Source organism: Brevibacterium sp. CSND-B09 (assembly GCF_052906525.1).
Genome location: NZ_JBREGI010000001.1, coordinates 1,191,254 through 1,204,353, shown reverse-complemented (window position 1 = coordinate 1,204,353; position 13,100 = coordinate 1,191,254). Strand labels below are relative to the sequence as shown.

Annotated in this window: 12 protein-coding genes; 7 read left to right on the top strand and 5 right to left on the bottom strand. The window is 65.9% G+C overall.

Translation table 11 applies throughout. The features are described from left to right. Positions 1–85: 85 nt before the first annotated feature. Together ACU4IU_RS05680 and ACU4IU_RS05675 are read right to left on the bottom strand one after the other, a co-directional pair. Entirely contained in the window at positions 86–415 is a 330-nt protein-coding gene (locus ACU4IU_RS05680; protein ID WP_139469895.1) for a nuclear transport factor 2 family protein, read from the bottom strand. A 69-nt stretch (positions 416–484) separates the two neighbouring features. Next, positions 485–1,240 carry an SDR family oxidoreductase gene (locus ACU4IU_RS05675; RefSeq protein ID WP_446656103.1) on the bottom strand — a complete coding sequence of 252 codons (756 nt, stop codon included), beginning with the start codon at positions 1,238–1,240 and terminating at the stop codon, positions 485–487. Between the two features lie 63 nt (positions 1,241–1,303). On the opposite strand from ACU4IU_RS05675, the gene ACU4IU_RS05670 reads away from it, so the two are divergent. Beyond that, a complete protein-coding gene (locus tag ACU4IU_RS05670; protein WP_172174944.1) occupies positions 1,304–1,990 on the top strand; it encodes a TetR/AcrR family transcriptional regulator in 687 nt (228 codons plus the stop codon). Between the two features lie 126 nt (positions 1,991–2,116). On the opposite strand, the gene ACU4IU_RS05665 is transcribed toward ACU4IU_RS05670, so the two are convergent. Further along, positions 2,117–3,397 carry an aminotransferase-like domain-containing protein gene (locus tag ACU4IU_RS05665; protein WP_446656102.1) on the bottom strand — a complete coding sequence of 427 codons (1,281 nt, stop codon included), beginning with the start codon at positions 3,395–3,397 and terminating at the stop codon, positions 2,117–2,119. A 204-nt stretch (positions 3,398–3,601) separates the two neighbouring features. On the opposite strand from ACU4IU_RS05665, the gene ACU4IU_RS05660 reads away from it, so the two are divergent. From ACU4IU_RS05660 to ACU4IU_RS05640, 5 genes are all read left to right on the top strand, one after another. After that, positions 3,602–4,141, top strand: coding sequence for a DinB family protein (locus tag ACU4IU_RS05660; RefSeq protein ID WP_229664162.1), 540 nt, complete (start codon positions 3,602–3,604; stop codon positions 4,139–4,141). Between the two features lie 171 nt (positions 4,142–4,312). Further along, complete coding sequence (locus ACU4IU_RS05655; RefSeq protein WP_446656101.1) at positions 4,313–5,971, top strand: sensor histidine kinase; 1,659 nt, start codon at positions 4,313–4,315, stop codon at positions 5,969–5,971. Further along, entirely contained in the window at positions 5,968–6,894 is a 927-nt protein-coding gene (locus ACU4IU_RS05650) for a response regulator transcription factor (protein ID WP_376905433.1), read from the top strand. Before ACU4IU_RS05655 ends, ACU4IU_RS05650 begins: the two co-directional genes overlap by 4 nt. Before the next feature lie 191 nt (positions 6,895–7,085). After that, positions 7,086–8,012, top strand: a complete 927-nt coding sequence (locus tag ACU4IU_RS05645; protein WP_376905431.1) for an ABC transporter ATP-binding protein — start codon at positions 7,086–7,088, stop codon at positions 8,010–8,012. Further along, positions 8,009–10,552 (top strand): ABC transporter permease, encoded by a 2,544-nt coding sequence (locus ACU4IU_RS05640; protein ID WP_376905429.1) that lies wholly within the window; start codon positions 8,009–8,011, stop codon positions 10,550–10,552. Before ACU4IU_RS05645 ends, ACU4IU_RS05640 begins: the two co-directional genes overlap by 4 nt. Before the next feature lie 77 nt (positions 10,553–10,629). On the opposite strand, the gene ACU4IU_RS05635 is transcribed toward ACU4IU_RS05640, so the two are convergent. After that, the gene (locus ACU4IU_RS05635; RefSeq protein ID WP_139906950.1) at positions 10,630–11,157 is read right to left on the bottom strand and encodes a hypothetical protein; all 528 of its coding nucleotides are present in this window, start codon (positions 11,155–11,157) and stop codon (positions 10,630–10,632) included. Between the two features lie 216 nt (positions 11,158–11,373). On the opposite strand from ACU4IU_RS05635, the gene ACU4IU_RS05630 reads away from it, so the two are divergent. Then, complete coding sequence (locus tag ACU4IU_RS05630) at positions 11,374–12,660, top strand: adenylosuccinate synthase (protein WP_172174962.1); 1,287 nt, start codon at positions 11,374–11,376, stop codon at positions 12,658–12,660. 85 nt (positions 12,661–12,745) lie between these two features. On the opposite strand, the gene ACU4IU_RS05625 is transcribed toward ACU4IU_RS05630, so the two are convergent. Then, complete coding sequence (locus tag ACU4IU_RS05625) at positions 12,746–13,024, bottom strand: hypothetical protein (protein WP_139906952.1); 279 nt, start codon at positions 13,022–13,024, stop codon at positions 12,746–12,748. Positions 13,025–13,100 lie beyond the last annotated feature (76 nt).

Below are 13,100 nucleotides of genomic sequence, written 5' to 3'. Positions count from 1 at the left end.
ATAGCGAAAGGGCCGTCGGATGGCCGGCATCCGAAGATGGCCGGCATCCGACGGCCCCCGCTCGGGTATCAGCGCTCGCCGAGCCTCAGCCTTCGCGGATCGTCATCCGGCTCAGTTTGTCGCCGTCGATGATGAAGGCGAATGATGATCGACCGTTGGCATGCGTCGAACGCCAATCGCCGACGACGATGACGTCGTTTCCGTCGACGGTGACCTCCTCTGGCGTGAGGATGCCGGTTGCGCCGATGAACTCCTTGTCGCTCCACGCCTTGATGGCCTCTCGGCCCTGGAACTCGCGGCCCCAGTCATCCACGACTCCGTCAGAGGTGAATGCGTCGAGGAAACCCTGGTCATCGTGAGCGTTGACGGTGTCGATGAAGCCGGCGACGGGTTCGGGAATCTGCAGATCTGACATGTGTGCTCCTGTGGTTTCGAGAGGTGGTTGTTGGATGGGTGCTCAGGGGACGGAAGTGTCGTGTCCGCCTCAGCGAGTGGTGTAGCCGCCGTTGGCGAAGATCGTCTGGCCGGTGATCCAGCTGCCTTCCGTGGCGAGGAATCGCACGATCGGTGCGATGTCTTCGATACGGGTCAGACGGTTGCCCATGCCCTGCGATTTGTGGAACTCCACTCGTTCCGGGGTCTCCTGACCGTAGAAGAAGGGAGTGTCCATGGGCCCGGGCGCGATGGCGGTGACGGAGATGCCGCGGTCGGCATACTCCTTCGCCGCGGCTCGGGTGAAGTGCTCGACCGGGCTCTTGCCGCCGGCGTAGGTCGAGTAGCCGTCGGTGAACGCGGCGAGCAGGGCGGTGACGATGGTGACGATCTTCCCATTGTCGGCAAGGTGTTTGCCTGCTTCCTTGATGAAGAAGTACGCGGCCTTCGCGTTGATGTCGAACATCGCGTCGTACTCGTCTTCGGTGGTCTCCGCAATGGGCTTACGCAGAACCTTGCCAGTCGTGTTCACCGCGATATCGATGGGCTCCAGCGCCGAGACGGCATCGTCGAAGAGCCTCTCGACGTTGGCGGGCTTGGTGAGATCTCCGGTGAGCAGAACGCCCTTCGATCCGCTGGCCTCGACGGCCGCGAGTGTCTCTTCGGCCTCCGGGCGCGTTGATTCCGAGTTGTAGTGGACGGCGATATCGGCTCCGGCTGCGGCGGCCTGTCGAGCGATGAGTCCGCCGAGGTTCTTCCCGCCTCCTGCGATGAGGATGGTCTTGCCTTGCAGAGTCTGATCGGTCATGGTCTCAACCTCCGTATCGTTGTTACATCGGACTATATCGACGGTACACTATAATATAGCGATATGACAGAAGTTGAGGGAACGGATACACGGACCCGCCTGCTCGAAGCGGCCGCCGACCTCATTGCCGCGACGCCCGGAGAGGACTTCTCTCTGCGCGCGGTCTGCGACGCGGCGGGGGTCAAGATGCCCACTCTGTACCATTTCTTCGGCAACAAGCAGGGACTGGTCGAGGCCGTCGTGGAGCGTGGCTTCGACATGTACCTGTCGGCCAAATCCTCGACCGAATCCAGTGGCGACCCGATTCAGGATCTGCGTCTGGGCTGGGATGCTCACGTCGCCTTCGGCCTGGAGAATCCGGGTTTCTACACCCTCATGTACGGCAAGGTCAGACCCGGCTATTCACCCGAGGCGCAGTCGAAGCCGAGCGAGATTCTGCGCGGTCTGACGCTCAAAGCGGAACAGGACGGACGGCTCGTCGTCGGCCACGAGCAGGCGGCCGCTCATGTGCTCGCCACGAATATCGGCGTCACCCTGCGACTGATCATTCAAGGCAAAAACGATCCCGAACTTTCGGCAGGCGTCCGTGAAGGCGTCCTCGCCGCCATCACCGGAACCGGACAGAGCGAACCGGGCGACGGTCGTCTGGGTCATGCTGTCATCGAACGTGCTGCGGCGAATCCGGACATCCTGGGCGAAACGGAGACTCAGCTCCTCATCCAATGGATCGGCCGCCTCGGCGAGGTCTGAAAACGGTCGCCGAACAGGCGGCCGCGCCCGCCTGTTCGGCCGAGGCGGGGTCGTCGGTTCGGGAGCGCTCGGACGTCGTGGTCGGGCGAGGTCGGAGCCGCCTCGGCGAAGGTGTCGTCGTGCTGATCAGCGCTCTGCGCGGTATCGGTCGACGGCACGGCGAAGGCGCTGCAGCCCATCATCGATGCGGTCCGGAGCGGCCGAGGCGAAGCACAGGCGCAGCGCGTTCGAGAAGTTCCCGGCCGGCGAGAACGCAGGACCGGGAATGTAGGCCACGCCCTCCTCGAGAGCGGTGGTCATGAGATCTTCGGTGTTGATGGATTCGTCCTCGAAGGTCACCCACAGGAAGAATCCGCCGTCGGGATCGGTGGCTCGGATCTCTCCGGGGAAGAGCCTCTCCAATCCTTCCGACATCGCAGTCTTCCGCTCGCGGTAGGCCTTGCGCAGGACCTCGACATGGGAGTCGGCGCCGCCTTCCTCCATCCAGCGGGCGATGAGGTGCTGGTTGGGGACGGGGGCGCAGGAGTCCATTGTCTGTTTGGCGTTGACGGCGAGCTCGCGGACCTCGGGATCGACGTCGATCCAGCCGACTCGCAGACCCGGGGCGACGAATTTCGAGAACGTGCGCACCCCGAAGATGAGGGGATCGTTCGGGCTGAGGTCGCTCAGAGCGGGCAGGGACTGACCTTCGAAGCGCAGCATTCCGTACGGGTTGTCCTCGATGATGACCGACCTGTGGCGGTGGGCGAACTCGAGGAGGCGCTCGCGACGTGGCAGCGACATGGTCACGCCTGCCGGGTTCTGGAAGGTCGGGACGGTGTAGATGACCTTCGGGGCGCGCCCGGTGCGCTGTGTGCGCTCCTCGAGGACGTCGATCTGCATGCCTTCTTCGTCGACGGGGATCTCGAGGATCTCCGCTTCATAGCTCATGGCCGTCGCCGAACCGTTCGTATAGGTCGGCGACTCACAGGCGACGAGGTCACCGGGGGTGACGAAGAGTTTGAACCCGAGATCGAGTCCCTGCATGCCGCCGGAGGTGATGAGGAGACGGTCGCGGTTCCCCTGCTGTTCGGGCGGGATCTGTTCGGTGGCGGCGAGGTAGTCGTGGAGGGCTTCGATGAGGATGGGCTCGCCCTTCGTCTCCCCGTAGGTGAAGTTCTCCGGGGAGAAGACGTCCGAGGCGATGCGGGCGAAGTCCGCGGCCGGGAGCATGTCCGGTGCCGGCGCACCCATGCCGAACTTGACGATGTCATGGTGATATTGGGCGAGCACCGTGGTGGAGGCATCGATGACGGATCCGACGAGCTGATCGCGGCGGCGGGCGTAGGGCAGCGCGGGGGACTGCGATTGGTCCTCGGGCTGGTTCTGCGAAGCACTCGTGGCCGGATGCATTGACGTGGTGGACATGAGCGACCTCCTCTGAGCGGTGATGCCCTGAAGTCGACGGCTCCGGCGACAATGCCAAGGCTCCTGCCCGAACGACGGTGTACGTGGGTCACTTCAGCATAGGGGTGGGGGACGTGGCGGACAAGGATGCTGATCCCCTGCGATTTCGGGCGAGTCGTCGATCAGGTCGGTCCTCCCTCGCCGAGGCGGCTCTACAGTGGGGATATGACAGGCAACGGAGTCGACGCCAACAGCACTTTCGCCATGCGAGAGGCCGACCTGGCCGCACAGTTCACAGCGTTCATCGACGAACACCGACAGCATCTGCTCGGGACCCTCGACGACCTGAGTGAAGACGAAGCGAGGCGATCCCTGGTACCGAGCAGAACCCGCCTGCTGTCTCTGCTCAAACATGCGGTGTTCGTCGAAACAGTCTGGTTCGGTGAGGCAGTCACCGGTCGGAGCCGGGTCGACTACGGGCTGCCTCACGACTCAAAAGACTCCTTCCTCCTCGACTCCTCGGACACGATCGCCAGCGTCTCGGCTGACTACCAGGCCGCCGTGGAGCGCTCGCATTCGGCGATCGAGGGGATGGACCTCGATTCCGTGCTCACCGGTCATCGGGCCGGGCCGATGCCGCTGCGATGGGTGCTTCTCCATGTCCTGCGGGAGCTCGCCCAGCACTGCGGTCACGCGGATATCCTCCGCGAGCAGATCCTCGCTGAACGGGGGAGACGCGGCGGCTGGTCCGGGATCGCGCGCTAGGGAAGGACCTCCTCGGCGAGTCGGGGTGGTGCGTGACGGCGGCGCCGCCTCGGCGATCTGACGCTCCCGAGTGAGTACGGTCCCGTGGGCGAGCGCCGCGGCGGGCATCGTCTGCTCGGATCAGCCCTGAGTATGATGTGAGTCCGGTGGCGCAGAACTACCATGGCCGACATGAGCAATCGACCGATCCGGACCGAGGGCCACCGCCCGGAGCCGCAGCAGCGCACCCCCGACCGCGTCGACCGCATCCGTCGCACCCTCACCGCTCATCCTTGGATCGTCGACTCACTGCTCTGGGCTCTGCCGATCACCTATCTGACCGTCGTCTTCACCTCCTCCCAGGCCGAGCGGAGCGAGATCGCCCTGGTGCCCGTGGCAGTGCAGGTCGGCATCGTTCTGCTCCAGACGCTGCCGCTGGGACTGCGGCGCACTGCCCCGCTGCTGAGCTCCTCGCTCATCGCCGTCGGCTGCCTGCTGACCGTGCTCACGATGATGGGACCGACCTTCGGCATCGTCGCCGTGCCGATCACCGTGTATTCGACGACAGCGTGGGGGACACGCAACCACGGTCGCATCGTGCTCGTCCTGGGCCTCCTCGGCGCGCTCTTCCTGGGCGGGTGGCTCTACCTCGTCTCCCTGCAGGCGACGATCGGTGCGAACCCGCGCCCCTTGGCTTTCGGCGAATATGTGCTGTTGGTCGTCGTCGTGGCGCTGTGCGCTTCGATCGTGCTCATCGCCTGGCTGTTGGGCGGAGTCGGATTCCGTCGCCGCCGCGAGATCGAGGGCATCCGCGAGCGCAACCGCCTGCTGGAACGCGAACGCGAATCCGAGACCCGGCTGGCCGCCGATGCCGAACGCATGCGCATTGCCCGCGAAATGCATGATGTCATCGCCCATTCCCTGTCCGTCGTCATCGCCCAAGCCGACGGAGGACGCTATGCGGCGAAGACCGATCCGGCCGTCGCGGTCGGAGCCCTCGAGACCATCGCACAGACCGGACGGGAAGCCTTGGCACAGACGCGGTCGCTGCTCGGCTTCCTCCGCGCCGAGGAGGACGACGAGCGCTCTTCGTCGCCGCTGCCCGGCGTCGCCGACATCGGCTCCCTCATCGCCGATGTGCGATCGGCGGGGCTTCCGGTCTCGGTGACCGAACTGGATGAGGTCGACCGCGGACGCTTGGCCGAAGGAGCGTCGCTCGCCGTCTACCGCATCGTTCAGGAAGCGCTGACGAATGTGCTCAAGCATGCCGGGGACGGTGCCCGGGCACATGTCGAGCTGCTGACCGAGGACGCAGAGCTCGTCGCCCGGATCAGCGACAACGGAACCGGAAACGCGACAGGCCGCAGGAGCGGAGAAGCCGACAGCCACGGAGCCGACGATCCGGCACGGAATGCGACCCACGGCCGTGGATACGGAATCGTCGGCATGCAGGAACGCGCTGCGCTCTACGGCGGAACGCTCATGGCCCGGCCGATCCGTTCAACCGGAGTGAAGGACCGGTCCGAAGGGCACACCGATGCGAAGCCCGGGTTCTCCTCCGGCGCGGTCATGGGAAGCGCCTTCGGAACGACCACGGGATTCCTCGTCGAGGCCAGGTTGCCGCTGTCCGCTCCCGTGCCCAGTCCCGAACCCGAAGCCGATCCCAGCGTCACTCCGGGCGCCAGCCCCCATGATCCGTCCGACCATGGGGAGAATGGGTCTGCCGGAACCAGGCAGACAGCCGTAGCAGGGCAGACCGCCGAGGCGGGGGAGAGTCAGTCCGCCGCAACAGGACAGACCGACGAGGCGGGAGAGAGTCAGTCCGCCGAAGTCGAGGAGAGCAGCCGATGAGCGCCGATGGCGAGGCGACAGTGCACGGTCGGACTGATGCTCAGGAGAGCGGGCCGCTTCGCATCGTGCTCGTCGATGATCAGGCCCTCGTGAGGGCGGGCTTCGCCATGGTCATCGACTCCCAACCGGACCTCACCGTCGTCGCACAGGCCGGCGACGGTGCGGCAGGTCTCGACATCGTCAGGCAGGACGAACCCGATGTCGTGCTCATGGACGTTCGGATGCCCCGTATCGACGGCATCGAAGCGACCCAGCGGATCCTTGCTCTCGCCGATGAGGGGACGGTCCGTCCCCCGAAGATCATCGTGCTGACCACCTTCGACGATGACGATTACGCCCTGCGCGCGCTGCGCGCCGGTGCGTCAGGCTTCCTGCTCAAAGACACCCTGCCCGAGGTGCTCCTCGAGTCGATCCGCACGGTCGTCGACGGTGGCGCCGTCATCGCTCCCACCACCACCAAACGACTGCTCGAGACACGGCTCCTGCCCCACCTCGGCGCGGGGGATCCGCCCCATTCGGATCCGCAGTCGGAGGCCTCGGAAACCGATGCGACATCGGCCGGGGGCGTTGCGCCCACCCCACCCGGGGACGGTGAGCCTGCATCATCCGAGGTCAGCGCCTCTGCACTGAGCGAACGGGCGATGCAGAGCAACGATGGCGCGGATGCGTCCGGGCGGGCCGGTGCGAGCCGTCTCGATGCGGCCGATATGCGTCGGTTGGAGTCACTGACCCAGCGCGAGACCGAGGTCCTCGTCCTCATCGCCACCGGTCTGAGCAACACCGAGATCGGCGAGCGGCTCTTTCTCGCCCAGCCGACCGTGAAGACCCACGTCGGTCGGATCCTGATGAAGCTCGAGGCTCGCGACCGTGTGCAGGCCGTCGTGTTCGCCTACGAAGCCGGTCTCGTCGGGCCCGGTCACTGAGTCGGAAGTATCTCGCACGCGCCCGGGCTGACCGCTCGAGACCGGTTCATCGTCGGCGAGCAAGGTCGCTCAAGGGAATCCGAGATCATCCTCAGGTATGACGGTCGGGCCACGGCCGCCTCGGCGCTCTGCGGCGAAGACCATCCTCAGGTCCGATGTGGGAGGGTGGGCCCGGCGACGAAGCTGGAGGCATGAACACATCAGCGACATACACCGATGCCCATCCTTCCCCGACCTCATCCCCGACCCCCGCGCAAGGGTCGACTCGGGGCCAGGGTTCGAGCCCCGCGCCGAGGCTGGCCATCCAAGCCATCGGACTGCGCAAAACCTACGGTAGAGGGGACGCGCAGGTCCGTCCGCTTGACGACCTCAGCCTCGACATCGAAGCCGAACGCTTCACTGCCATCATGGGACCCTCCGGCTCGGGCAAATCGACGCTGCTCAACATGCTCGCCGGACTCGACACCCCGGATGCGGGCGAGGTCTTCATCGGACGCACGGCTATCTCACGGCTGAACGACCGCAAGCTCACGGCGCTGCGCCGCGACCGCATCGGCTTCGTCTTCCAGTCCTTCAATCTCGTGCCCGCGATGAGTGCCGAAGAGAACATCCTGCTGCCCTCGCAGCTGTCGGGCCAGAAGACCGATCGCCGCATCTTCGATCGCATGGTCGACCTGCTCGGTCTGCGCGAGCGCCTGGGCCACCGGCCGCACGAACTCTCCGGCGGACAGCAGCAGCGAGTCGCCGTCGCTCGCGCACTCGTCGCCCAGCCCGATGTGCTCGTCGCCGACGAGCCCACCGGCAACCTCGACTCGAACTCCGGTGAAGAGGTCCTGAACATCCTGCGCGCCTCGGTCGATGAACTCGGTCAGACCGTCGTCATGGTCACCCACGATCCCCGAGCTGCAGCCCGTGCCGACCGTGTCGTGCTGCTCGCCGACGGACGACTGGCCGGTGAGCTCGCCCAACCGGACCCGGAATCCGTGGTCACCGCCCTGATGAATGTCACGGCAGGCTCGGCAGCTTCGGGAGCCGCACCCGCTGGCCAGTCGGCCGGGCCTGCGGCCGGAGCCGGGTCTGCAGCCGGAACCGCGCCGACGGGCGGAGGTGCCCGATGATCCGCATCGCCTGGTCCAACCTCCGCAGCGCCTCCGGGCGTCTGAGTGCGGCGATGATCGCGATCGCCGTGTCAGTGGCCTTCATCGTCGCGGCGCTCCTGTTCTCCCAGGCCTTCGGCGACACCCTGCGCAACCAGGTCCAAGCCGAATGGGCCGGCGCCGACGTCGCGATCACCGCGGACGAACCCGATGATCCGGCCGCAGCCGATGAGGCGTCCCCGCTCACCGAATCCATGCGCCAGACCGCGGCCGAGGTCGACGGGGTCCAATCCGCCCAGCTCACCCAGTCCGCCTTCGTCGCCGTTGAGGCCGGAACCACCTCGGTGACGGGGTCGGCCACGAACCTCCCACAGGGACAGGTCGACACCGTGGACGGCTCCGTCCCGGACTCGGATGATGAACTCATGCTCCGCGAAGCCGATGCGAAGACCCTTGGGGTCGGCGTCGGTGACACCATCACCCTCGGCGAATTCGACGGGCCGGGACATTCCGCCGCCGACGGCCCGAGCTACACCGTCTCGGGCATCATGCCCAGCTCCTCCTCGGCGGGGATGAACCTCTACCTCACCGACGACGGGCTGGCCACGGCCCCGGGCGAGCTCGTGCCCGACTCCATCCGCGTCGTCGCCGACGATGGGAGCGATCGCGCAGGGCTCGCCGAGGCGGTCGAATCCGCTCTCGCCGATGCCGGCGCCGACGTGTCGGTCCGGACCGTCGACCAGGTCGTCGAGGAGCAGATCGAGTCGCTGTCGAAGACCTCCGACATGCTCTCGACCATCGGCATCGCCTTCGGCCTGCTGGCCGCGGGGGTCGCGGCACTCGTCATCTCGAACACGTTCAACGTCCTCGTCGCCTCCCGCACAAGAGTCCTCGCGCTCTTCCGCGCAATCGGTGCCTCACGCAGGCAGGTGCGCGGGGCCGCGGTGGTGGAGAGCCTCAGCCTCGGGATCGTCGGATCCGTGCTGGGCGTCGGACTCGGTCTCCTCATCGGTTGGGGACTCTCAACCGTGGTCCGAGCGTTCTGGATGCCGGAATTCGCCCAGATGTCACCGTCCGTCTCGGCGATCGTCGTCGGGCCCGTCGTCGGCATCCTCGTCACCCTCGCGGCAGGGTTGATCCCCGCGATCCGGGCCTCCCGGGTGTCCCCGATCGAGGCACTCCGACCGGTCGATGTGCCTGCGGCTGCCCCGCGCATCCGGTGGGTGCGACTGAGCCTGTCGCTTGTGCTCGGCATCGGCGGAATCGGTCTGTGCCTGCTCGGGACTACGAGCCAGTCCGTGCTGTTCGGCATCGTCGGCTGCTTCGCGCTCTTCGTCGCTCTCCTCGTCGGTGCGAAGGTCTTCGTGCCGCCATTGGTGGCGCTGTTCGCCGCCGCAGTCGGCCTCCTCACCCGGCGCTCGCCGGCGGTGAAGCTGGCCGGACGGTCGGCGAGCACAGCGGGAGGACGCACCGCCTCGACGACGGGTGCCCTGCTCATCGGAATCACCCTCGTCACAGCCGTGGTCGTCGGTTCCTCGAGCCTGCAGCGAACCCTCGAACTCGCTACTGCCGAGGACACCCCGGTCGACCTCGTGGTCTCCACGGCAGGGCAAGACGGTGCCGACGATGAGAAGATCGCCTCCGTGCTCGATGATTCGCCGATCGTCGAGGAACGCGAGAACGTTCCGGCGCCCACCGTCTCGGTGAGCGTCGACGGGACCGACGGCTCCGGTGATGTGGCGATCACCAGCGCCGAGGCGGCCGCCGACTCCCCGGTCCTGCGCAGCGACGGCTACGACGTCGATGAGGGCACGATCCTCCTCGACCCGACAACGGTGGGACTCGACGAGAAGGATTCTGATGTCGACGGCCAGAGCGCGACCGTCCGCCTCGGCGATCAGAATCTCGATCTGACGATCGAGACCTCCTACGACGTCCCCGCGGGGACGGCCCTGGTCAGCGGTGCCGACGCGAAGACCCTCGAGGGGGCCGGCGACAATGCGGCCGGCGACACGGCTACCGAACAGACGTGGGCGAAGATCGCCGATGATGCATCGAGCTCGCAGATCGAGGCCCTGACCTCCGAACTCGACGCCGTCGGTGCCTCAGCCGATGCGACGGCGGCGCAGTATCGGGCGGATTTCGCCTCGATATTCCAGGTCGCTCTGAGCGTGGTGCTCGGACTGCTGGCGGCCGCGGTGGTCATCGCCGTGATCGGAGTGAGCAACACACTCACGCTCTCGGTCATCGAACGACGCCGAGAGGGTGCCCTGCTGCGGGCGCTAGGATTCACCCGAGCTGCGATGTCGCGGATGATCACGATCGAATCGCTGCTCATGACGGTCATCGCACTCATCGTCGGAGCCGGGGTCGGGACGTTCTTCGGCTGGGTCGGAACGGCATCGATCATGCCTGCCTCGGCGAATCCGGTGCTGTCCGTGCCGTGGGGGCAGATCGGGCTGATCGGCGTCGCCGCAGTGCTCGCCGCCGTTCTCGCCTCGGCGATACCGGCGAGGTCGATGTCGCGGATCGCCCCGGCCAAGGGGATGAGCATGGAGTGAGACCGGATGCAATGCGCGCCGCGGCCCCGGCTTCTTCGGGATCGCGGCGCGCGGTGTGTATGTGTGTGGGCGCTGACTCAGTCCTCCCAGTCGGTGCAGGTCATGGTTCCGTCGAGCGTGGCCGAGCCGAGCTCGGTCCCGTCGAAGGTCACGCTCTCATCGCCGATGGCGATTCCTTTGGGATTGTTCGCCTTGTAGGGGCGTCCTTGTCCGACCTTGACCATGACGAAGTCGGTGCCTTCGGCCTTGACCAGCGGCAGCTCGTTGTCCGTCTTGCCGATGATGTGCTGGAGGCTGCCGGGTTCGCCGGAGCAGTAGACAGCGGTGGGTTCGATCGTGACGGTTTTCTCGCCGGTGTCGAGAGTCAGGGTCGAGTCTGCCGAATCGTCTGCTGTTGGGGAGCCCTCTTCGGACGAATCGTCTGGGTCCTCGGCCGACTCATCGGCGTCGTCTGTCGTTGCGGAGGTCGACTCGTTCGGTGCCGAAGCGGTGTCCTGCGATGACGAGTCATCGGTCTGGGGCTCGTCGGTTCCATTCGCGCCGGAACATCCGCTGAGAGCGAGCATGCCGGCGATGGCAATGGTGGTGATCGATCTGGTGCGCATGGGTCCATTGTCCCTGACGTCTGTAGTTGCATCCAGCGGAAATCGCGCGTCATGGACGTGCGATTGCGCACTTTGGGACTCGGGGCGGCCTGTGTGGTGTGAGCGCTTCTCATCCGCGGTGACGGGCGGCGCTCGCCCGCTGACGGTTGCGTCAGTGTGACCCAGTAGACTTGGGGAGTAATGACATCCCTTTTCACTTCGAGGTGAAGCACTCTCATGCCAGCAATCGTTGTCGTCGGCGCTCAGTGGGGCGACGAAGGTAAAGGTAAGACCACCGACATCCTCGGCACCAGCGTCGACTACGTGGTCAAGCCCAATGGTGGGAACAACGCCGGCCACACGGTTGTCGTCGGAGGAGAGAAGTACGAACTCAAGCTTCTGCCGGCGGGCATCCTCTCACCGAACGTCACCCCGGTCATCGGCAACGGCGTCGTCGTCAACCTCGAGGCGCTCTTCGAGGAGATCGACGCACTCGAATCCCGCGGCGCGGACACGTCTAAGCTGCGCATCTCCGCGAACGCCCACCTCGTGGCTCCGTACCACCAGACTCTCGACAAGGTGACCGAGCGATTCCTCGGCAAGCGGGCCATCGGCACCACTGGCCGCGGCATCGGACCGGCCTATATGGACAAGATCGGGCGCCTGGGCATCCGCGTCCAGGACGTCTTCGACGAGTCCATCCTGCGTCAGAAGATCGAAGGATCGCTGCGGCAGAAGAATGAACTGCTCGTCAAGGTCTACAACCGTCGGGCGGTGTCGGTCGAAGAGATCGTCGAGTACTTCGAGCCCTTCATCGAACGCCTGCGCCCCTACGTCGCTGAGACAGAGCTCATGCTCAATGAGGCACTCGACCGCGGTGAGGTCGTCGTCATGGAGGGTGGTCAGGCGACCATGCTCGACGTCGACCACGGCACGTACCCGTTCGTCACCTCGTCGAACCCGACCGCCGGCGGATCCTGCGTCGGCACAGGCATCGGTCCGACCCGGATCAACCGCGTCGTCGGCATCGTCAAGGCCTACACGACCCGTGTGGGCGCCGGACCATTCCCGACCGAGCTCTTCGACGAGATGGGCGAATACCTGCAGAAGGCCGGCGGGGAATTCGGCGTCAACACCGGTCGTCCGCGCCGCTGCGGCTGGTACGACGCGGTCATCGCCCGCTACGCCGCCCGCACCAACGGCTTCACCGACTATGTGCTGACCAAGCTCGACGTGCTCACCGGCATCGACCGGATCCCGGTCTGTGTGGCCTACGACGTCGACGGAGTGCGCCAGGACGAGATGCCTGTGTCGCAGACCGAGTTCCACCACGCGAAGCCGATCTTCGAATACTTCGACGGCTGGACCGAGGACATCACGAAGGCCCGGACTTTCGACGACCTGCCGGAGAACGCGCGGAAGTACGTGCTTGCGCTCGAGGAGCTCTCGGGCTGCCGGATGTCGGTCATCGGCGTCGGCCCCGATCGCGAACAGTCGATCGTGCGTCACGACCTGCTGGACTGAAGTCTCAACAGAACTGAATAGCTGAGGGCGGGGCCGACAGATCATGTCGGACCCGCCCTCACTGTCTGCAAAATGCCGCGGGATGCTATCCCCGCAGTCCGCGGATGGACTCGATAGCTCCGTCGTAGGCGGCGGCGATGTCGACGAGGTCGATCCGGTCCGGCAGATCTCCGGGAGGCTGATGGCTGAGGAGGAATTCCACGGTCGCGCGGACAGTGGGCTCGTCGTTGCCCAAGAGTCCGTCGGAGACGTCTTCGGCATCGTCGAACATCAGAACGATCTCGTCGGTTCCCGTCGCTGAGTGGATGCTGGCCAGGAATTCCCCCGTGTCCTGCATCTCGACGTCGATCCTCTCTTCAGCCATTCCGCCCTCCCACTGCTCGGTCCACGCGGTTCGGTGCATCCGACGGCGCGGCCCAATCGACTGCGTCCATTCCTAC